The following is a 21,661-nucleotide window of genomic DNA, read 5'->3' as shown; positions in this document are numbered from 1 at the left end:
GTGATAGGTTAAGGAGCGTCTGTGTTAACCCCGTGTATTGGTCATTGTCGTCGTGAAGACGATGTCTGTGTCGGCTGTAAGCGCACACTCGATGAAATCATCAACTGGGGCAAAATGACTGACGACGAACGTGCGGCAATTATGGCTCAGCTCTCACAAAGGCCTGATCCACAACGGCCAGAACCTGCTCGTCGCTCAAGAAACCCGTTCAAGCGTCGTATCATCTGATGGCGCCAGCGGCTTACGGTATTCGATAATCACCGTATGGCCCTCGTAGTAAACCGCTTCAATATCACCATCAACAACGACTTTGTTGGTGACTAATACGTCTTGGCTAACTTGCTCACGATTACGTAAGCTGGGCAAAATTTTGTTTGGCTCAACGCCCATGACATGACAAAAGGCGAATACAAACCGGCTCTCTAGTACACCATCACCATGGATACTGCGAGAAAACGTTAGGTGGCTCACTTCCAACTTTTTTGCCATTTCGCTTTGTGTGATCCGTGCTTTGGCTTTGTAAGACATCCAAGTTTGGTGCAGAGCTTGTCTGTCTTGCTCGTCAAACGTCATTCTGTTTTCCAGTCGGTATACAATACATGGCGACCAGCGTAACAGACACATAGATTATAATGTCAGTACCTCGTTAATCGCGGGTAAATCTTGCCGAGCACACCCTGCTCGGTTAGGATCGATTCATTCCGATTACCATGAGAACGCACTAATGGATATCAACTTAGCCAACCTTCCAGCTGACGAAAAACAAAAAATAGAGCTTGATAAACAAGCTGCGTATGCCGTCTGGAAAGTGGTGAATAACCAAGCGCCACAAAGCCTTTACGAACAAGAAGCCAATGTTTTGGTGGATTGGCAACGTGATGTCTATTTATCATCTGTTAACAAGTATCGCGCTCAACCTGAGGCCTTTATTATCCCTGAAACGGCGACCGATACGACCGAGCGCTGAAACCGTCCTTCACTCACACTTACCGTGATCAACGTTTTACATACTCAGGCACCAAACACGGTGAGTTGGTGCCGAACCGCACTCAGCCTGCAAATACGATAACGTTTGTCCTCCCTCTCTACCACACGTACCGTTTTAAACCATCTTCTTCTGTCTGATTTTCATGACTCACTCAAGATAAAAATGACGCTAGATTGTCATACATTTTTTGTTTTTTAAGTTGGCAAAATCGTAGAACCCACTCTAGTGTTATTCTTATCAAGAAATCTTCTTTGTTTATGAAGCAACTTGTACTGACAGTCTTTTAAAAGAAAATGACAATCTTGTAAAAGAAAGTGTTAGCTGGGTGACTCCTTGGTGGTCTTATCATAACCGCATAAAAAAGCGGGCAATAAGTTCCCACCTTGCAAGGAATTCACCCTTACTTTTTAGACAGTTTACTGCACGCTCAGTAAGGGGTAATCGCTATGACCTTAGGGTTCAAATCTCGCATTATTTTGGGAGTGGGTTTGCTCGTGACCCTCTCTCTGATCGTCCTCGGTTCGCTGAATGCGATGTCATTACGTGACAACATGGTCAGTGCCCTGGTGAAACAAACGCAAAATAAGGTCGATCACCATGTGCTTGAATTAGAGCAATTAGTTCAATCCCAACTCAACGCGGTTGAAAAAGGCGCCGGGCACTTTGCCAGAAATTTGACCGAATCAGAGAATGTTGCCCAGGTACGGATGCTTGCCGATACGGCAGGTATTGCTAATGTGATTATGACTTACGAGAGTGGCCGTTCGTATATGTCAAATCACTCRAGCGACGGGATTACCACCAATGAATACGATTTTCGCGATCGTGATTGGTACCGTGCAGTTAAATCCAGCCAAGACATTCATTTGTCTGAAATTTACACGGACAAAGTAACAGGTGAGAAAGTGATCAGTGCCGTCGCACCCGTGTTTGAGAATGGACGGTTTATTGGTGCCTTACTGGGGGACATTCCGCTGCAAAATGTGATCACTCAGGTAAGCCAAATGCGCTTTGCGGGCGGCGCAGCCACACTCACCGATCAAAACGCGGTCTTTTTTGCCAGTGATGATTCGAATGATATTGGTAAAACACCGTCGCAAGTCAGTGCAAACTTCTCTGAAATGGAGAGTATGTTCCGCAGCAATGAAAAAGGTCACCTCACGTTTCCCTATGGCGGCATCCAATTTGATGGCTACTTTCAACGGGTAAATTTGACCGAGGGGAGATACTGGACCTTGATGGTCTTTGTCGATCAAAAGACAGCACTGGCTGAAGTCACCGATGCTCAAATCGAGTCGGTAGGCACAGGGATATTACTCTTGATCGTCAGCCTGGGCGCCATTTATGGCATTATTCAGGTCTCTTATCGACCCCTCCTTAAGCTTAAAGAAGCGGTCCTTGATCTCTCTCGCGGCGAGGGCGATCTAACAACACGCCTCGACGTTAACGGTAATGATGACCTAGCCCAGATCAGTGATGGCTTCAACCGGTTCGTCGAAAACTTACAAAATATGATGTTAAGCGTGGCAGAGTCCAGCCAGGCGATTTCGGCCAATATCAGCCAGTTATCACAAACGACCAGTGAAAATGAAGCTGTATTAGATGCTCACTCAGCAGAAACCGAGCAAGTGGTCACCGCAATCACTCAAATGAGCGAGAGCGCACGGAGTATCGCTGAGAACGTGTCTCAATCTAACAACATTACTGTAGCGGCCAGCAAAGAAGCCAATCAGTCACTAAAAGTGGTTGATAACGCTGTCGTCACGGTCAGTGCGCTGGTTGATGAGGTGGAAGAAATGTCGGGCCGTATTACCAGCATGAATACAGATGCAAACCGAATCAGTGACGTCTTAACCGTGATTGGCGATATTTCAGAACAGACCAACCTCCTTGCGTTAAACGCGGCGATTGAGGCAGCACGTGCTGGTGAACAGGGCCGTGGTTTTGCGGTTGTCGCCGATGAAGTCCGCGCGTTAGCGGCGCGTACACAAAGCAGCACAACCGAAATCTCTGACATGCTCACTGCATTACTCGATGGCACGTCCAGCGTGGTTGAAGCGATGGAAAAAACCAAAGAGCAATGTCAAACCACGGCTGATAAAACCTCGGAAGTCTCAAATAGCTTGACGATTATGAGCGCATCGGTCACTGAAATTGACGATGTGAGTACACAGATTGCAACGGCTACCGAGCAGCAAAGTTCAGTTGCTGAAGAGCTCAGTAAGAATATGTTGTCGATCCGCGATATGGTGAGCAAACTCGTGGATAGCGGGAATCAAACCTCTGCCGCCACCAAGTCACTCACCCACTCTAACGAAGAGTTGGATCGGATGGTTAATAACTTTAAATTGCGCTAAGTGTCACTGGCCAAAGGCCATCACTCTCTATTGCTTTAAGCATCGTGATCAGGCGGCACTACTGCTGCTTGATCACCATCGTTAAAGGTTGTTGTTATGTCCCATTCACTGATATCCCACGCGTTAACGCCCGTTTTTTTAAATCAGTATCAAACAATCCACCAACATTTTTTTAATCGTGATCCTAAGCGTTGGCCTATTTATCACACACCAGAATTAGCGCACTGGCTTGCGAATGGCATGCAGCCTGCGTTTGAAAGCAGTGATGTGTTACTGAAGCAACAAACCGAGATCCCCACACAAAGTGACTTAGGCGCCACCACCTTTCCCAAACTTGCATTACAAGCGGCAACCCATTCGAAAGACTGGACGTCACCTCGATCGGTCGAAAATGTGATTACCGCACCGTGCGATCCTGCTATACACGGTGCATTACTGGCCACAATGGCCAATCCTAACCTGGTCTACAGTGAATATGCGGGTTTATCGGTCGAGTTAGAAAAGACGTTAGTCCGGCAAATGGCCAATCTCATTGGCTACGAACCTGATCAATCTACCGGTATATTCACGCAAGGTGGTACCTTTGGTAATTTGTATGGATATTTAATGGGGTTAAGAAAACAGTTCCCCCATTCCGGGCAACGCGGGTTGCAAGGGCAAGACTTCCGCATGATTAACTCACTTGCGGGTCACTACTCCAATATGACGAACTTAGGTCTATTGGGCACCGATATCCCCAGACAAGCGCTCCGAATCGAAGTCGATAGCAATAATCGACTCGATCTGGATGACTTTTCTCGCACCCTCAATCAGTGTTTTGCCGAGGGCATTCCCGTCCCTACTGTCTTACTCACCTTTGGTACGACAGATACATTTGCGATTGACGATGTAGAGCGTGTCTGTCGCATTAATGAGCAAGCTTGCCAACGCTTTAATGTCACGGTGAAACCACATATTCATGTTGATGCCGCCGTCGGCTGGCCACTGATCATGTTTAATGACTACGCGTTCGACACCAACCCTATTGGTTTGAACAACAATCTATTAGAGAAGCTTCATGCATTAGCGCCAAAAATTCGTGGACTCCGTTTTGCGGATTCTGTGACCATCGACTTTCAAAAGTGGGGATATGTCCCCTATACCGCAAGCTTGGTGATGTTTAAGCACCAAGCCGATATGGAGTACCTAAAACAAGATCCGCACTACTTCTCTTATTTCGAGTCAAACAAAACAGCGCAAACGCATTTGCAGTCGACCATAGAATGTTCTCGTGGTGCCGCGGGTGTCTATGGGAGTTATTGCGCATTGAATATGCTTGGCAAGCGCGGCTATCAAACAATGGTAGGACACGGCTTACAAAATGCCGAATACCTGAAAGCACACTTATCGTCACTTCCTCACTGCAAAGTTGTTGCGAAAGATAATCTCGGGCCAACAGTCGCCTTTCGTCTATATCAGCCTTCAGCAACCCTAAACGTCGATGCCGTTTTTCAACAAGAGCAGTCACTTCACCACGTTGGTGATAAAATGGGTAGCATCACTCAACATAGCTTGTTTCACCGTCAACACTTCCTCAACCGCAAAGGCAAACAGCTACAAACAAATTGGGTAGAATCCATTGCCCATACAGAGTTTGATCATCACGGGCAATGTTTGTTTATTCCTGGAGAAAAAGCTGTATTTTTAAACCCCTATACACGCTATCACCATATCGAGCAATTTGTTGCTTCATTGCAACCCGAATCCTCGACACAGCTTGTTTAAACGCCAGGTTCACCAACGCCAAAAGTGAGGCATAAACAGTGCAAGGACGGTGAAATACTCCAAGCGCCCAAGGATCATGGCAACATTGAGTATCCAAATCCCGGTGTCTGTGACCGGCTGGAAGTTGCTGCCCACTTCGCCAAACCCAGGGCCAAGGACATTAATACATGCCACAACAGCGGTAAAAGAGGACCAAAAATCGAGACCGGTTGTCATCATTAATAGCGTGAAGACACCGGTCGTCAGCGAGGCAAGCGACATAAACGCCATGACCGCTTGGGTCACATCGTTCGACACCACTTTATCTTGATACCGAATCGGTAATACTGCCGACGGATGAACCAATTGATGAAGTTGGCGACGGATAATTTTAAACGTAATGATGTCACGAATAATTTTATTCCCGCCCGCGGTTGAGCCAGAACAGCCACCGAGATAGGCACAAAACACCAAAAACAACGCCGTGGCCGCCGGCCAAGTACTTAAGTCAGCAGCACCGAAGCCGGTACTGGTAATAAACGACACCACGTGAAATGCAGCAAAGCTAAGAGAGGCCCACAGCGAGTCGTAGCGTGCTTCACTATAAAGATATAAGCCAAGTATTGCCGACATGCACGTCACGACAATGAGAAATACACGTGATTCCTCGTCGTCGATGTAGAGCTTCAAACCACGCCAACCGATGCGAAAAATACGAAAATGTAGCGCAAAGTTAATCGCGCCCAATAGCATAAAGACATTCGCAATCATAAGCAGCGTATGGCTTTGAAAATACCACATACTCGCGTCATGAGTTGAAAATCCACCCGTTGATACCGTAGAAAAGCTATGTGCAATCGCATCATATGCGCTCATTCCCGCAAGGTAATACGCCAGTGCGCAGGCCAAGGTAATCACCAGATAAACCCCCCACAAATAGTGCGCGGTCTTAGCGATACGTGGCGATAGCTTTTCATCTTTGATCGGGCCTGGCGTTTCTGCTTTAAGCAACCGCATGCCCCCCACGTTGAGCATGGGTAACACCGCAACCACAAAGATAACAACGCCTAAACCTCCCATCCACTGGAGAAATTGGCGATACAGCAGAAATGCCGCTGGCATGTCATCGAGACCACTGAGAATAGTTGCTCCGGCGGTGCTCAGTGCGCTAATAGATTCAAACGTTGCATCGGCAAAGTTAACGCCTGTCACTAGCTTTATTGGTATTCCGCCAAGTAGCCCCACCAACACCCAGGTCAGCGTTGAAAACAACAAGGCATCGCGAAAGGTGACCTGATTGAGCTTACTTTTACGAAATAACCAAGAAATCACTAATGATGCCAGCATCATGAGTAAGGAGGGATAGAAAAAGAGTGTCGAGACACCGTCGCGAAAAATAAACAACGACAAAAGCCCGAAAACAAATTGCACGATGCCCATCCATAAAACAGGCATGCCAAGAAGACGCAGTGTATTTTGAAAGTTAATCATGACAGGGGCAACTCATCATTAACACGCCGTGGTGTGTAGGCTCCATTACCTACCACGCGTAACAACAGTGGCATGGCGAGTCCACCTCGCCGTCTAACTCTATCGGCCTTGTTTCATCATAGCAATATCAATGAAAAGCCCTATATCCACGTCGTTAATACCCTGCGAACAAGGCATTACATCGCAGACACAAACAAAAAAGCCGAGCATCACTGCTCGGCTTTAAACTATTTATTGTGCTTGACGACGCTCACCGCGTGCAGGCGCGCGACGCTCATTACCACGATCGCGGTTAAAGCGACGTTCACCACGGCCACCGCGGCTATCACGGTCACTACGGCCTCGGCCACCGCCGTTACGGTCACCACCACGACGTTCACGCATGATCTGACCTTCAACACGTTGTGCGTTGGTCTCTTTTTGGCGAATACGCAGTTTTTGCAATTGCGCAAAGACTTCTTTCGGCATGGTTTTTGGCAGCTGCACAAACGTATGAGCAGGTGCGAGTTTGATTGCACCAATATTCTGCTTGTTCAAGCCAAGTTCGTTAGCAATCGCACCTACGATGTCTTTTACTTGTACGCCTTGCTCTCGGCCAACATCTAACTGATACGTATCCCAGTCAGCTGGGTTGGTATCACGGCGATCAGTACCACTTGGACGTTCATCACGGCGACGTTCACGACGCTGCTTTTCACGATCCATTGCCGCGATCATTGGGTCTGGGCCTTTATAGAACAAAGGACGTTTACCTTGCTGGCGCTGGAGTAACATAGCAGCCAGTGTGGTTGCATCAACGTCAATATCGTTTTGTAGTTGCTCAATCAGTTCAACGAATGGACCCATCGCATCGCCATCTTTCTTCTCAGCCAGTTCACTGGCCAGTTGAGCGACACGTGCCTCAGCGACCTTATCGCGATTCGGCAGTTGGATTTCTTCCATTTTAGTCTGAGTAACACGCTCGACGGTACGCAGCATCCGCATTTGGTTGGTGCGGACCAACAAAATTGCTTTACCCGCACGACCGGCACGGCCAGTACGACCAATACGGTGAATATACGATTCAGCATCAAACGGGATATCATAGTTAAATACGTGGGTGATGCGGGCTACATCGAGACCACGCGCAACCACGTCGGTTGCCACTAAAATATCAATCACACCACGTTTCAAATGATCGACCGTGCGTTCGCGCAATGATTGCGGAATATCACCATGCAAAGCTGCCGCTTTAAAGCCGCGAGCTGATAGCCAGTCGGCCAGGCGCTCAGTGTCTTGGCGAGTACGCACAAAGACGATCGATGCATCCGTGTCTTGGGTTTCGAGTAGACGGCTCATCGCTTCGTCTTTTTCGACACCTTTAACCACCCAGAATTGTTGCTCTACTTTTTCAACAGTGCGGTTGCTACCGGCCACGTCAACACGAGCGGGATCACGCAAAAAGCGATCAACAATTTGTTTTACGATTGGCGGCATGGTCGCAGAGAAAAGAACACGCTGTGCGCTTTCTGGTGCCTGCTCCATGATCCAAGTGACGTCGTCGACAAAGCCCATTTTGAGCATTTCGTCGGCTTCATCAAGAATAAAGGTATGAACTTCGTCAAGCTTAAGACGGTCACGGTTAATCAAATCTTTTACACGACCCGGTGTTCCCACCACGATGTGCGCGCCGCTTTTTAGCGCTTTCATTTGATCAACAATCGACGCACCACCATAGATCTCAAGAATTTTGAGGCCTTTGATGTTTTGTGCCAGCGTTTTCATCTCTGCAGCAACCTGAATCGCCAACTCACGCGTTGGTGCCATCACAATCGCTTGCGGTTTGTGTTGGTTTAGGTCAACTTTATTCAACAGCGGTAGTGAAAAAGCAGCGGTTTTACCGGTACCGGTTTGCGCTTTACCGAGTGCGTCACGACCTTCGAGGAGTGCAGGAATGGAGGCGGCTTGGATAGGTGTTGGTGTTTCAAAGCCCATTGAGTCAAGCGCAGACAAAAGGGTGTCGGCCAGATCTAACTGGCGAAATTTGGTTACAGATTCTTGCATTGGGATCCCAATCTATGAGTGTAGCGAAACGGGGCCCCTTCAGCGTTCTGCTCAACCATGAAACACTGTCTTTTATACAGTGTTAGTCACCAGCGCTWCGGGCCTCAGTCATTAAGGGTGAATATTCTGCACTATTTACACCGAAAAAGCCAGAAAAAGTTGAACAAGTTCACAAAAAACAGACCTCATGGACATATATCTCGCAGCTTGTCGATGAAGCCAACAAATAGTGGACAAAAAAAACACAAAAAAAACAGAGCACGAGGAGCCTGGTGTGGTTCACAGGATTTTATTACCACGGGTTGGTTTTGAAACAGTGAATACGTATAGTGTGGCGATCCGTTAATCGAGACCCAAGTTATGTTTCAAGACAATCCCCTGCTCGCGCAGTTAAAGCAACAGATCCAAGAAACCCTGCCCAAAAAAGAAGGACAGGTAAAAGCCACCGAGAAAGGCTTCGGCTTTCTCGAAGTTGACGACAAAACCAGCTTTTTTATCCCACCACCGTATATGAAAAAGGTACTACATGGCGACCGCGTAGAAGCCATTGTTCGTACTGAAAAAGATCGGGAAGTGGCAGAGCCAGAAACACTGGTTGAACCAAGTTTGGATCGCTTTATCGGTCGCGTGCAGTGGGTTCGTAACCGTCTGAATGTCGTGCCTGATAATCCACAAATGAAAGACGCCTTACGCGCGAAAACAAAGCGCGGCCTGTCACAAGACGGCTTAAAAGAAGGTGATTGGGTCGTTGCATCGCTGACGCGTCATCCTCTTAAAGGAGATGACCACTTTTTGTGCGAAATCAGTGAAAAGATCACCGACGCAGAAGACAAAATTGCCCCTTGGTGGGTCACCTTAGCCAAGCACAACCTGCCTAACCAAGAGCCTGCGCCTAAAGACGCATGGCCAATGTTAGAGCAGGGGCTTACGCGTCGTGACCTCACCGATCTTCCCTTCGTGACCATTGATGGTGAATCGACCAAAGATATGGACGATGCTCTCTATGTGGAAGCCAACCCACAAGGTGGCTTTAGCATGACAGTGGCAATTGCCGATCCCACCGCCTATATAGATGCGGATGATGAACTCGACCAGGTTGCACGTAATCGCGGATTCACCATTTATCTACCTGGGCGCAATATCCCAATGCTACCGCGTGATCTCAGTGATGATTTGTGCTCCCTCCGTGAAAACGAACAGCGCCCTGCACTTTGTTGTACCTTCAATATTGCCGCGGATGGCACCATTGCCGATGACGCAGAGTTTTTCTCCGCATGGATCCAATCACATGGCCAGCTAGCCTACGACAAGGTGTCGGATTACATCGAGCAAGGCGAGCAAGCTCAGTGGCAACCGCAAACACCGGCGATCGCTGACCAGATTCATCAGCTTCACCAATTTGCGTTAGCACGCATTCAATGGCGTGAAACCCATGCAGTGACCTTCCCAGATCGCCCTGATTATCGTTTTGAACTCAGTGAAGATAACGATGTGATTGCTATTCACACGGATCAGCGTCGTATTGCTAATCGCATTGTGGAAGAGTCGATGATCAGCGCTAACATTTGCGCGGGTCGTAAGCTAAGCGAATCGTTTGGGTTCGGTATTTTTAATACCCATGCTGGCTTTAACAGTGAAAAGCTCGACGATGTGGTCGAGCTGGTAAAAGCGCACGACGGCGAGGCGGACAGCGAAAGCCTAGCAACCGTCGAAGGCTTCAGTGCACTCCGTCGCTGGTTAAACAGCCTAGACACCACCTATCTTGATAACCGCTTGCGCCGCTTCCAAGCATACAGCGAGATTGGTCATGAGCCAGCGCCACACTACGCAATGGGCTTAGATGTCTATGCCACGTGGACATCACCTATCCGTAAATACGGTGATATGATCAACCACCGCTTGCTTAAAGCAATTATTCGCGGCGAAACCGAAGCCAATGCCCCGGCCGATACCGTGGGTGAAGAGCTTGCCGGCCACCGTAAACATCACCGTATGGCCGAGCGTGACGTGGCTGATTGGCTTTATACCCGTTTGCTCAAACCAGAAGTTGAAGCACAGACTCGGTATACCGCAGAGATCTTTGATATTAACCGCGCGGGTATGCGTGTCCGCCTACTCGAAAATGGTGCACCGGCGTTTATCCCTGGCTCACTGATCTTGGACAACAAAACCCGGATTGTCTGTGATAAAGAGACAGGTACAGTGACTATCGACGGTAACGTTGAGTTCAAGCTTGGCGATAGCCTAGAAGTGGTTATTGCTGATATTAAAGAGACCACCCGTTCGATTGTTGCCAAACCAACACAGGTATTCACGCTCTCGGACACGACTGAAAGCTAATTACTGTTGGTGACTTGATAGAAAGCCGAGCCATTGCTTGGCTTTCTTTTTTCCTGGAGAATGATAATCTAATCATTAAATAACGTTTATCATTAAACCATTGCAATTATCACAGCCTACGTGCCTAGCGAGTCGTTAAAAAGTGATAGCTAATGGTGTTACCTCAACCCGTTGAAGAGGTTTCATGGGGCTTTTACGTTCATCTGCGGTCCGAATGGGGACCCCGATTGCTTTATTGCTACTCCTCGCGGCAGGTTATCACCCTTTGGTCACCTCACTCGCCCCCTATTACAACCTCATCTATGCTGCCCCCTATTTTCTTTTGCTCACTGCGCTGCTTTTAAGCCATCTGTTCAAAAGCGCACGCGTGGGTATGATGGTCATTATCTTATTAGTGGGATACACGATTATCCTAACGCGACTTCAATCCCCGCTTGAGCAAGGGRCGACTTATCTTGAGTACTTGCTTTTAGCAGTCGCGCTGCCCATTAATTTGCTCTATATGATCATCGTACGCGACCAAAAGCTCACCTCTCGGTTTGGGGTGTTCTTTTTTCTCGCTATAGGTATGGAAATCGGGTGGTGTGCGCTACTGGTGCAGCAATTCGGCGAGTTATCTTCCTATTTTCAGCAGCATCCTATTTTAGTCAGGGCGGCATCGGTTAGCCCCATGCCCGTGCTGCTGATTGTGCTGCTCTCTATTTTAATTTGTATCAGTACTCTTCGCCTTTTGCGCAAAAATAGTATTGAAGATCATGCGGCTTTCATTAGCGTATTATGCAGCACGATTACCTTGGTGTTTTTTAATGTGCCGTTCATATCGTCACTCGTATTTTCACTCGCAGGCCTGCTGTTGGTTGCCAACCAAGTATCATTCAGCCATCAATTAGCGTTCGTCGACGGGCTCACCGAAATTGCGGGACGACGCGCACTCGAAGATGAACTAAAACACCTTGGCCGCCGCTACACTTTAGCCATGCTCGATGTTGACCACTTCAAGCAATTTAACGACACCTATGGCCACGAAATCGGTGACGATGTACTTAAGCTTGTGGCTAAGCAAATGGCGTGCTGTGAGGGAGGCGCCAGTGCTTTTCGTTATGGCGGCGAAGAATTCACCTTATTGTTCAAAGGCAAAACCACTGAGCACTGTTTACCTTTTCTCGACGCATTACGCGAAGATATTGCTCACTACCCGTTAGTGCTACGCGATCAATCTCGCCCTCATGATGACAAACAAGGCCGACAAAAACGCGGGCGAGCGAGCGATAAAAAGCCCGTTAACATTACTGTGAGTATCGGATATGCCGATGCCTCGCAGGCAGATACGCCCGAAGACGTCTTACAATTAGCGGATAAGGCGTTATACAAAGCCAAAGAGGCAGGGCGGAATTGTATTAAGGGCAGTGCGTGAAACCACTTTTATTGATCAGCGTTGTCAGTGTATTGTTTACCGGCTGCGCAACCCAGCATGATTCGCCTGCGGTGTCGCCTTTGCCGTCGTCAACCGACAACGTCAGCGATCAAGCGCTAGACCAAGTACTTACCCAACTTTATCGTCAGTGGCAAGGCACCCCTTATCGGTGGGGAGGCACCTCACGCCAAGGCATCGATTGCTCAGCGTATACGCAACGCGTCTATCAAGAAGCGCTCGCCACGCCACTACCGCGCACCACCCATGGCCAAGCAAAAACCGGCTATGCCATTGACTATCAATCCGCACGACAAGGCGACCTGGTGTTCTTTCATATCCGCCCAGGCTTGCGTCATGTTGGTGTTTACCTTGGTGAGCAGCGATTTATGCATGCGTCAGCTTCCAAGGGTGTGACAGTGTCACGAATTGATAATCCTTACTGGCAAGCGCGATTCTGGCAATTCCGCCGTTACTTCTGAGTGTGCGCTTTTACCGAATCGGCCAGTTCGCAACAGGGTTGATACCGCGGACACGTGACGACATGATCATTGACCATGCCCAGCGCTTGCATCAACGAATAACAAATGGTTTCTCCCACAAACTTAAATCCACGCTTTTTCAAAAAGCGACTCATGGCACGGGACTCGTCCGTCGCAGTAGCCACATCGGCATCTGATTGATGCTGGTTCACAATCGGTACACCGTCAGTGAACTGCCAAAGTGCCTTAGCCAATGATCCGTACTGTTCCACCAGCGTTACTGCAGCCTTGGCATTGGTAAACACAGAGGCCACCTTCAGTCGATTACGGACAATCTCATGGTTGGCCATGATCTCAGCAATATTTGGTTCAGCCACCGCGGCAAGCTGATAAAAATCGAAGTGAGAGAAAGCGTCACGATAAGCCTGCCGTTTTTCCAGTATTAGACGCCAATTTAATCCTGCTTGCGCGCCCTCTAAACAAATGAACTCAAAGATCGCTTGATCATCAAATGTCGGTACGCCCCACTCGGTATCGTGATACACACGTTCAGATTCACTGTGCTGCGCCCATTGGCAAATTTTCATCTTTTTTCCCTTCTTCAAACACGACATCGGGTGTCAATTTTGTTGCTTATGACACGAAATCAGCGAGTTAACTGGGTAAATGCTATCGTTATGTGCAATATGACGCTATCTTTGATCGCGATAAGTGCATGAAACGTAATAGAACCGTTAATCCTTGTTATTGATGCCATCCATACATAAATGCAAAGGAACACGCGTGACAACAAAGCATATATTGATTACCGGCGCCGGACAGCGCATTGGCTACGCACTCGCCTGCCACTTTCTCAATCAGGGTCACCAGGTAACGTTATCTTATCGTACCGATCGCCCTCAAGTGGCCGATTTAAGGGCGCGGGGCGCGCGTTGTTTGCACGCAGACTTCTCAACGGATGAGGGCGTTTATTCCTTCATTGACCACATTGATGCTTTAAATCCCACTTTCGATACATTAATCCACAATGCGTCATCTTGGGACAGTGAGAAACACAGCCAAGATATTGCATCGCTGTTTGATAACATGATGCAAATCCATGCAAAAACACCTTATCTCATCAATATGGCCGCGCCCCGCTGGATGCAACAGGGTGATATTATCCATCTCACCGATTATGTCGCGCAAAAAGGCAGTGCCAAACACACCGCTTATGCCACCAGCAAAGCTGCGCTCGAAAATCTTACCCTCTCGTTTGCACAGAAAATGGCACCATCAATCAAAGTGAACAGTATTTCACCAGCATTAATCATGTTTAATGATGGCGATGATGAAGCCTATCGAGAAAAAGCACGCCGTAAGTCACTATTAAGATCGGTCCCCGGTGAGCAAGAAGTGGTGAATGCATGCGAATTTATCCTTGCGAGTCAACATATGACTGGCCAATCCATCAAACTTGATGGCGGCCGCCATCTTATCTAACTTTCGTGACCAGGAAACGACTATGAACGACGCTGTGATTAAAATAACCAACCTGCGCCTACGTACTTACATTGGGTTTAATCCTGACGAGCAGGAGAAAAAACAAGACGTAGTCATCAATGTCGAGATTCATTATCCAGGCCACAAGGCGTGTGAAGAAGACAACGTTGATGATGCACTCAATTACAAAGATATAACCAAAGCGATTATTGACTATGTTGAGAACGGACGTTTTCTCTTACTCGAAAAGCTGGTTGCGGGTGTTTTAGAGATTACACGTGATCATCACTGGGTGCGCTACGCACAAGTGACCATTGATAAGCCGCATGCACTCAGATTTGCCGACTCTGTCTCATTAAGCCTAAGCTGGACCGCTAACGAGTCGTAACACCGCACAGAGTTCGTTAGAATTATTCGAACATCATGTTCAAGGTGAACAGCTTCTATATTGCCGTTCACCTTATATACTGTGTTGGATTAGTAATTGGGAGCGGGAACAAATGACACCGAAAAATAGCTACGATCGCGTTATGCGTACGCTACACTGGCTATCGAGTCTCGTTATCGTTGGCCTTTTCGCTGTCGGATTGTGGATGGTCGACTTGAGCTACTACAGTAGTTGGTATCAAACTGCGCCACACTGGCACAAATCGATAGGCATATTACTGGCGATAACGACTGTTGGTCGACTTGTGTGGAAAGCAACACACACTATGCCCACCGTTGAAGGTAAGGCTTGGGAACGTAAAGCGGCAACAGCAGGCCATCATACTATTTACCTGCTCCTTGCCACACTGTTTGTCTCTGGATACTTGATCTCAACCTCAGACGGACGCGGGATTGAAGTATTCACCTGGTTTACCGTGCCGAGCGCAGGGGAGCTGTTTCCCAATCAATCAGACATTGCTGGCGATATACACTACTACGTCGCCATCACCTTGATTGTGTTAGCAGCAGGCCATGCCATTATGGCACTTAAGCACCATTTTAAAGATAAAGACAATACGTTACGGAAGATGATCGGAGGAAACCCGAAATGAAAAAACTCATGTTAGCCATGGGAATGAGCGCCGCAACACTCTTATCTGGGCCTGCACTGGCAGACACTTATATGATTGACACCAAAGGCGCACATGCCTCGGTCAACTTCAAAGTGCCACACCTAGGTTACAGCTTTACCAAAGGTCGTTTTAATACGTTTGACGGCCAATTTGAATTCGACCCAGATAACATTGGCGCATCAAGTGTGTCGGTGACGATTGATACAACCAGTATTGATTCTAACCATGCTGAGCGTGATAAGCACATTCGTAGCGGTGACTTCTTGGATGTAGGCGAATATGGCCAAGCGTCCTTTGAAAGCACCAACGTAACCGACAACGGCGACGGCTCGATGACCATTACAGGCGATCTCACTTTGCATGGCCAAACTAAGCCAATTGAAATCGACGCTGAACTCGTCGGTCACGGTGAAGATCCTTGGGGCAACTACCGCGCTGGCTTTATGGGTAACACCCGCCTGGAGCTAGAAGACTTTGGTATTCCCACTATGGGCCCTGCCACATACGTTGATATGGAGCTGCACGTAGAAGGCATTCGCCAGTAACTTGCTAGACTCAGTAAACTAAAAAAGCCTTGGCCACATGCCAAGGCTTTTTTGTCGCATCAACACTGAAACCTTTTCGTCATAGTCTCTAGTTACGATGGCGGCAATAATACAGAAAAATTAGTTTAGCTATGACATTACCTATTAACATTGCATTCTTCGACTTAGACGAAACCCTGGTCGCTACCGACACCAAACAAGCGTGGCTGGAATACCTTTGCCAGTGCAATCTCGCCCCGCAAAACGTGGTCGAGCAAGAGAAGCGGGCGTATTTGGATTTTAAAAAAGGCCGCATCAACCTTGAGCAATATATGCAAGTGCAGCTGATCCCGGTCAAAGGAAAATCGATTCAAACCGTGGCTGCTTGGGCCACCGACTTTATCGATCAGCACGTCGCTCCCGTGGTGGTACCACAAGCATTAGCGCGTATCGAGTGGCATCGCAACCGCGGCGATCACTGTGTGTTAGTTTCCAACACCGCCGCCCACCTAGCGCGTCCGATTGGCAAACTGCTCAAACTCGATACCGTGATTGCGATTGAGCTTGAAACATTAAATGGCGTATATACGGGCAGCATATCGCATTGCGTGCGTGATTATCGTGGCAAGCACGACTACATGCAGGCATGGCTATCTGACCGTCATGACACTGTCGGCCACACATATGGTTACAGTGACTCGCACTGGGATGTCCCCTTGCTTGAGCAAGTCGACAGCGCCTTTGCCGTCAATCCCGACCCGCACTTAAGCCTGCACGCGCAGAAGAAAGATTGGACCATTATGGAATGGGCGCGCTACGACACCATTCGTGATTAGTAAAAGATCACAGGAAACGTGACGACAGGGCGCCTCGTGTGCCCTTTTTACCAACACCCACTTGAGAATGATTATCATAACCGTTATCTTTAAAGTATGATCGGCTGGCGATATCGCGCCGTAGTCACATGCATAATGAACGAGATTAACGCTTATGAGAAAACACCTGCTAATTATTGCGGCGCTCTTGCTCTCTCCGATGGCGCACGCCGACCAATTAAAACACGCGGACAAGTTAAAAGTGGTGACCAGCTTTACCATTCTCGCGGATATGGCTGCCAACGTAGCGGGCGAGCATGCCGAGGTGGTCTCTCTCACTAAACCCGGCGCGGAGATCCACAATTACCAACCCACTCCAGGAGATATTCTGCGCGCGCAAGATGCGGATGTGGTGATGTGGAACGGATTAGGCTTAGAGCGCTGGTTCGAGCGTTTTTTCCAGCACATTGATAAGGTACCGAATGTGATCTTATCTGAGGGAGTGGCGCCAATTGTGATTGCCTCGGGCCCGTATCGTGGCAAACCCAACCCGCACGCGTGGATGTCTCCTTCTGATGCAATGCAATACGTTGATAACATTGCGCAAGCCCTGATTAAATACGACCCTGCCAATCAAGCTCATTATCAAGCCAATGCCAAGGCCTACAAGGCAAAAATTCAAGCTGTGTTCGCGCGTGCGCAAGACGCGCTATCCGCTGTCCCCGAATCCCAGCGTTGGCTAGTAAGCAGTGAAGGCGCTTTTTCCTATCTGGCGCGAGATTTGAACCTCAACGAAGCCTATTTATGGCCTATTAACGCTGAGCGTCAGGGCACACCACAACAAGTTCGCGCGCTGATTGATACCGTACGAGAACACCAAGTGCGTGCCGTGTTCTCCGAAAGTACCGTGTCTGATGCGCCCGCCAAACAAGTCGCCGCCGAAACCGACGCGCGCTATGGCGGCATTTTATATGTCGATTCGCTCAGTCAAGCTGACGGACCGGTGCCTGATTATCTATCCTTACTGACAGTGACCACAGAAACCGTGTTAGCGGGGTTGCGCCATGACGCACTATGATTTAACCGATGGCACGCCCAGTGTGTTAGATGTCAACGAGGTGCGTGTCGTCTATCGAAACGGCCTGTGTGCCCTTGAGCACGCCAGCTTCTCGCTGCCAGCGCAAACCATCACTGCCTTGGTGGGTGCCAATGGCAGCGGCAAATCCACCTTGTTTAAAGCGATCATGGGGTTTGTGAATCCCGGCAGTGGCAGCATTGCGGTGAACGGCACTCCCATTAAGCAAGCGCAAAAAGCAGGCTTGGTCGCTTATGTGCCTCAATCCGAAGAAATCGATTGGTCGTTCCCGGTGTTAGTGGAAGACGTGGTGATGATGGGCCGCTACGGCAAGATGTCATTTATGCGTCGCCCCAAAGCGGCGGATCATCAAGCGGTGGATGAGGCCTTAGCCCGCGTTGGTATGACAGCCTTTCGCCAGCGTCAAATTGGTGAACTGTCCGGCGGACAGAAAAAGCGCGTCTTTCTTGCCCGCGCGCTGGCTCAGCACAGCCCGCTGATTTTACTGGATGAGCCCTTTACTGGCGTAGATGTCACCAGTGAAGAGTCGATTATGCGTTTGTTGCTCGAGCTCAAAGACGAAGGCAAAACCATTTTAATTGCCACCCATAACCTTGGCACCGTGCCCGACTTTTGCGATCGCACCGTGCTGGTCAATCGCGCGGTGGTGGCAGGCGGGCATACCGAACATGTGTTTACCACCGAGAACCTGAGTGCCATTTTTGGTGGCAAACTGCGCCAGTATGTGATGCCCAGTGAGAAACTCCACCAAGACGCCGATCCGCGCGAGCTGTCAGTCATTTCCGACGATGAACGACCCTTGGTGGTGTATGGCAAGCGCGAACAAAGCGCGCAGGAGCGGCGCGAATGAGCTTACTCGATCCTCTCGCCTATCAATACATGCAAAAAGCATTGCTGGTCACCACCTTGATTGGCGGCGTGTGCGGCTTGCTCTCGGCTTTTTTGATGCTCAAAGGTTGGTCGCTGATGGGTGATGCCCTCTCCCATGCGATTGTACCGGGCGTTGCCGGCGCTTATATGCTGGGCTTGCCCTTTTCACTCGGCGCCTTTGTTGCCGGCGGTATGGCCGCGAGTGTGATGCTGTTTTTGCACCAACGTAGCCAGATAAAACAAGATGCGATCATCGGTTTAATCTTCTCGAGCTTTTTCGCCTTCGGCCTCTTTTTGGTCTCGATTTCGCCCGTCGCGGTCGATATTCAACAAATTATGCTGGGCAACTTGCTCGCCATTGCCCCGCTCGATGCGATGCAAATGCTGATCATTGCCTTGGTGAGCCTCACCGTGCTGGCAGTGAAATGGCGTGATTTTATGCTGACCTTTTTCGATGAAAGCCACGCCCGCTGCATTGGTTTACCTGTGGTGGGGCTCAAGGTGCTGTTTTTTGCGCTGCTCAGTGCTTGCACCATGGCGGCACTTAAAAGTGTCGGTGCCTTTTTGGTGATTTGCTTAGTAATTGCCCCCGGCGCCACCGCCTATTTACTGAGCGATCGCTTCGGGCCCGTGTTGGTACTGAGCGGTGTCATCGGCATACTCACCTCGCTATTTGGGGTGTATATCAGCTATTTCGCTAACCTTAACGCCGGCGCACTGATTGTGCTGGCCCAAGTGGGACTCTTCTTAGCTGCCTTTGTGTTCGGCCCAAAACACGGGATCCTCGCGCGGCGCGCCAAACGTCAGGAGGCACTGCAATGAATCCGTATCAACTGACTTTTATGCAAGATGCGCTGCTAATGGCCGTCTTGGTGGCGCTGCCTTGTGCGCTGCTTTCTTGCTATTTAGTATTAAAAGGCTGGTCGTTAATTGGCGATGCCGTGGCTCACGCGGTGCTGCCGGGATTGGTGTTGGCAAACTTGTTTGGCCTGCCGCTGATTGTTGGCGCTTTTGCCGCGGGCTCCGCATGCGCCACCAGTGTGCATTGGCTCAAACAAAATAGCCGTGTGAAAGAAGACACCTTACTGGGGATTGTGTTTTCTGGCTTTTTCGCGCTGGGGCTGATTTTGCAAGGCCAATTCCCGTCTGATTTGCACCTTGATCATATTCTATTTGGCAACCTGTTGGGGATTAACCACCAACAGCTGCTCACCGCCGCCATCACTGGCTTAGTCGTGCTTGCGCTGGTGCTGCTTAAAGGGCGAGATTTAATGCTGCTCTCGTTCGACCCCGCACAAGCCAGCGTGCTCGGGCTACCAGTGCAAAAGCTTCACTGGCTCTTACTCTCGGTAATGATTGCCACCATTGTGGCGGGCTTACATGCAGTGGGGATTATCTTAGTGGTGGCGATGTTGATTGCACCGGGCGTCACCGCCTTTATGCTCAGCAAGCAGTTTAGCCGCATGTTATGGATTGCCTGTGCAATTGCTTTAGTCACCGCCGTGGGCGGCGTCACTCTGTCGTTTTACCTCGACAGTGCACCAGGCCCGACCATTGTATTGCTACTCACAGGCTGTTTTGTGGTGACCTTTGCATGGCAACAATATCAAATCCACCGCAACCAAAAGCGCCCGCAACCGACGCGCCAAACCACAAAAGCAACGCGCTCTGCCACCACCCATTCAGCGCAATCGCACTGATCGGCATCGACGGGCACAGCCGCATCCCAACCAGAGCAGTGCGCGAGATAGAGCTCGCGCACATTGCTCGTCGAATAGGTTTTATCGCCCATAGCCGTCATCTTGCCTTCACGCACGTCAAATTTCAGCCTAGTGGTATGCTTCGTAAGTGCTCTTCGATGGCCTTAATCATCGACTTAGTAAGTGGTAAATGCGCTTTTTCTTTCGCCCATACTTCATGGAAGCCTGCTACAGTTTGCTTTGCGGTATCTAACACCAATTTTTCTGGCAACATGGCTTTAGCAGCTAAGTGTGATAGCTCATCCAGCGTAAAATCACTGAATTTCTCGCTACGGCTAACCTTAAGCGACGCACTATCATCGGGGATATAAGGAATGGTCGAGACAAAGTCATAGATCGTCAAACCGCCATTTGCCTGCTGCACAGCTGAAAACTTCAATTGCACTCCCGCCAATGAAAAACGCATTGGCCCATCTGTTTTCGTTTCATCTTCAATGTCTTGATGCACATTAGGCGGTAAGGCTTCACCATCCGCTGGCTCAACCGTGATCGCGCCTGCTAAATCCTGTCCCAGTACCCACAATAGAAAAAACTCCCGCGTAGGGTTCACACCGGCACGCTCTGCCAGGTAATTTCGCATGGTTTCTTCTGGCAAAAGATTAGAGAAAAACGGAGTTAACTTGGTTTGGGTCGGTTTAAAGTTAGTCAGCAAGCCACCCAGTGAATCTTTAAAACCAAGCCCTAATACAGGCCGCGATTCGTCATGAATGTACGAATCCATAAAGGCAAAAAGTGTTCTATCATTGCCCACGTTGGTGATCGTTGCGATGGGCTCACCGTAGAGCAACACGTTGAGCGTAGAGACATGATTAGTCATCGTCGTCTTCCTCTAACTGATAAGCGGGCGACATTGCCTCACCTTCATCGCTGATCCCTTGGCTACTTCGAATGATCGACTTAATGGCAGGTACAGATTTTTTTGGTGCAACAAATAACTCTAGGTCGAGTGCACGGGCAAGTGCAATCAAACTGGATACTCTTAAATCAACACCGCCAGACTCGATTTTCGAAATATGGCTTTGAGGCACACCCGAACGAGCACTTAACTCTCTCTGGCTAAAACCTTTACGTACCCGAGCGTCTCGAAGGCTTTTTAGTATCTGCTCTGTTACATAGCTCATTTCGAGACACCTTAATGCATCGCTGAAGAAAAATTATATATTAAACTATATCACATCAACTAAAAGAACATAAATAC

General features: G+C 49.0%; 22 protein-coding genes. 16 read left to right on the top strand and 6 right to left on the bottom strand.

Annotation, left to right across the window (positions count from 1 at the left end; genetic code table 11):
• Positions 1-21 precede the first annotated feature (21 nt).
• Positions 22-228 carry a DUF1289 domain-containing protein gene (locus tag BZG81_RS11355; RefSeq protein ID WP_021023966.1) on the top strand — a complete coding sequence of 69 codons (207 nt, stop codon included), beginning with the start codon at positions 22-24 and terminating at the stop codon, positions 226-228.
• Here BZG81_RS11355 and BZG81_RS11350 read toward each other — a convergent pair.
• Entirely contained in the window at positions 196-573 is a 378-nt protein-coding gene (locus BZG81_RS11350; protein ID WP_021022994.1) for a hypothetical protein, read from the bottom strand. The genes BZG81_RS11355 and BZG81_RS11350 overlap by 33 nt on opposite strands.
• A 151-nt stretch (positions 574-724) precedes the next feature.
• Here BZG81_RS11350 and BZG81_RS11345 point away from each other — a divergent pair, with 151 nt between their 5' ends.
• The 3 genes from BZG81_RS11345 (at position 725) to BZG81_RS11335 (ending at position 5,109) form a co-directional block, all read left to right on the top strand.
• Complete coding sequence (locus BZG81_RS11345; protein WP_021022993.1) at positions 725-967, top strand: DUF3283 family protein; 243 nt, start codon at positions 725-727, stop codon at positions 965-967.
• A 467-nt stretch (positions 968-1,434) separates the two neighbouring features.
• The gene (locus tag BZG81_RS11340) at positions 1,435-3,345 is read left to right on the top strand and encodes a methyl-accepting chemotaxis protein (RefSeq protein ID WP_077677416.1); all 1,911 of its coding nucleotides are present in this window, start codon (positions 1,435-1,437) and stop codon (positions 3,343-3,345) included.
• Positions 3,346-3,441: 96 nt separating this feature from the next.
• On the top strand, positions 3,442-5,109 hold the full coding sequence (locus BZG81_RS11335; RefSeq protein WP_077677415.1) for a pyridoxal phosphate-dependent decarboxylase family protein: 1,668 nt from the start codon (positions 3,442-3,444) through the stop codon (positions 5,107-5,109).
• Positions 5,110-5,118: 9 nt separating this feature from the next.
• Here BZG81_RS11335 and BZG81_RS11330 read toward each other — a convergent pair whose 3' ends face one another.
• Both BZG81_RS11330 and BZG81_RS11325 read right to left on the bottom strand, forming a co-directional pair.
• The gene (locus BZG81_RS11330; protein ID WP_077677414.1) at positions 5,119-6,579 is read right to left on the bottom strand and encodes a TrkH family potassium uptake protein; all 1,461 of its coding nucleotides are present in this window, start codon (positions 6,577-6,579) and stop codon (positions 5,119-5,121) included.
• A 231-nt stretch (positions 6,580-6,810) separates the two neighbouring features.
• Positions 6,811-8,622, bottom strand: a complete 1,812-nt coding sequence (locus BZG81_RS11325; RefSeq protein ID WP_077461373.1) for a DEAD/DEAH box helicase — start codon at positions 8,620-8,622, stop codon at positions 6,811-6,813.
• Positions 8,623-8,982: 360 nt separating this feature from the next.
• Between BZG81_RS11325 and BZG81_RS11320 the strand changes: the two genes are divergently transcribed.
• From BZG81_RS11320 to BZG81_RS11310, 3 genes are all read left to right on the top strand, one after another.
• Entirely contained in the window at positions 8,983-10,962 is a 1,980-nt protein-coding gene (locus BZG81_RS11320) for an exoribonuclease II (RefSeq protein ID WP_077677413.1), read from the top strand.
• Positions 10,963-11,146: 184 nt separating this feature from the next.
• Positions 11,147-12,376 carry a GGDEF domain-containing protein gene (locus BZG81_RS11315; RefSeq protein WP_077677412.1) on the top strand — a complete coding sequence of 410 codons (1,230 nt, stop codon included), beginning with the start codon at positions 11,147-11,149 and terminating at the stop codon, positions 12,374-12,376.
• On the top strand, positions 12,373-12,855 hold the full coding sequence (locus tag BZG81_RS11310) for a C40 family peptidase (protein ID WP_077677411.1): 483 nt from the start codon (positions 12,373-12,375) through the stop codon (positions 12,853-12,855). The genes BZG81_RS11315 and BZG81_RS11310 overlap by 4 nt, the downstream gene beginning before the upstream one ends.
• Here the strand turns inward: BZG81_RS11310 and BZG81_RS11305 are convergent.
• Positions 12,846-13,442, bottom strand: a complete 597-nt coding sequence (locus tag BZG81_RS11305; RefSeq protein ID WP_077677410.1) for a DNA-3-methyladenine glycosylase I — start codon at positions 13,440-13,442, stop codon at positions 12,846-12,848. The two genes, BZG81_RS11310 and BZG81_RS11305, sit on opposite strands and share 10 nt — an antisense overlap.
• Positions 13,443-13,638: 196 nt before the next feature.
• Here BZG81_RS11305 and folM point away from each other — a divergent pair, with 196 nt between their 5' ends.
• The 9 genes from folM to BZG81_RS11260 all read left to right on the top strand — a co-directional run bounded on the left by folM (position 13,639) and on the right by BZG81_RS11260 (position 20,403).
• Entirely contained in the window at positions 13,639-14,337 is a 699-nt protein-coding gene (gene folM, locus BZG81_RS11300; RefSeq protein WP_108743487.1) for a dihydromonapterin reductase, read from the top strand.
• 22 nt (positions 14,338-14,359) lie between these two features.
• Positions 14,360-14,725 (top strand): dihydroneopterin triphosphate 2'-epimerase, encoded by a 366-nt coding sequence (gene folX / locus BZG81_RS11295; RefSeq protein ID WP_077486620.1) that lies wholly within the window; start codon positions 14,360-14,362, stop codon positions 14,723-14,725.
• A gap of 112 nt (positions 14,726-14,837) precedes the next feature.
• Entirely contained in the window at positions 14,838-15,377 is a 540-nt protein-coding gene (locus BZG81_RS11290) for a cytochrome b (protein WP_077461382.1), read from the top strand.
• Positions 15,374-15,943, top strand: a complete 570-nt coding sequence (locus BZG81_RS11285; RefSeq protein ID WP_077576931.1) for a YceI family protein — start codon at positions 15,374-15,376, stop codon at positions 15,941-15,943. Before BZG81_RS11290 ends, BZG81_RS11285 begins: the two co-directional genes overlap by 4 nt.
• Before the next feature lie 131 nt (positions 15,944-16,074).
• Complete coding sequence (locus BZG81_RS11280; protein ID WP_077461384.1) at positions 16,075-16,758, top strand: HAD family hydrolase; 684 nt, start codon at positions 16,075-16,077, stop codon at positions 16,756-16,758.
• Positions 16,759-16,912: 154 nt separating this feature from the next.
• Positions 16,913-17,815 carry a metal ABC transporter substrate-binding protein gene (locus BZG81_RS11275; RefSeq protein WP_077669855.1) on the top strand — a complete coding sequence of 301 codons (903 nt, stop codon included), beginning with the start codon at positions 16,913-16,915 and terminating at the stop codon, positions 17,813-17,815.
• Complete coding sequence (locus BZG81_RS11270) at positions 17,802-18,683, top strand: ATP-binding cassette domain-containing protein (protein WP_077669854.1); 882 nt, start codon at positions 17,802-17,804, stop codon at positions 18,681-18,683. The genes BZG81_RS11275 and BZG81_RS11270 overlap by 14 nt, the downstream gene beginning before the upstream one ends.
• The gene (locus BZG81_RS11265) at positions 18,680-19,525 is read left to right on the top strand and encodes a metal ABC transporter permease (protein WP_021024256.1); all 846 of its coding nucleotides are present in this window, start codon (positions 18,680-18,682) and stop codon (positions 19,523-19,525) included. The genes BZG81_RS11270 and BZG81_RS11265 overlap by 4 nt, the downstream gene beginning before the upstream one ends.
• Positions 19,522-20,403 (top strand): metal ABC transporter permease, encoded by an 882-nt coding sequence (locus BZG81_RS11260; RefSeq protein ID WP_077461388.1) that lies wholly within the window; start codon positions 19,522-19,524, stop codon positions 20,401-20,403. The genes BZG81_RS11265 and BZG81_RS11260 overlap by 4 nt, the downstream gene beginning before the upstream one ends.
• A 124-nt stretch (positions 20,404-20,527) precedes the next feature.
• Here the strand turns inward: BZG81_RS11260 and BZG81_RS11255 are convergent, their stop codons facing one another.
• On the bottom strand, positions 20,528-21,280 hold the full coding sequence (locus tag BZG81_RS11255) for a HipA N-terminal domain-containing protein (protein ID WP_077677408.1): 753 nt from the start codon (positions 21,278-21,280) through the stop codon (positions 20,528-20,530).
• Positions 21,273-21,584 (bottom strand): helix-turn-helix domain-containing protein, encoded by a 312-nt coding sequence (locus tag BZG81_RS11250; protein ID WP_021024254.1) that lies wholly within the window; start codon positions 21,582-21,584, stop codon positions 21,273-21,275. The genes BZG81_RS11255 and BZG81_RS11250 overlap by 8 nt, the downstream gene beginning before the upstream one ends.
• Positions 21,585-21,661: the final 77 nt, after the last annotated feature.

The sequence above is a fragment of the Salinivibrio sp. MA607 genome, from assembly GCF_001996245.1.
Taxonomy (GTDB): Bacteria; Pseudomonadota; Gammaproteobacteria; order Enterobacterales; family Vibrionaceae; genus Salinivibrio; species Salinivibrio costicola.
Note: the sequence above shows the minus strand (reverse complement) of the source record. Positions and strands in the feature narration are given on the sequence as shown.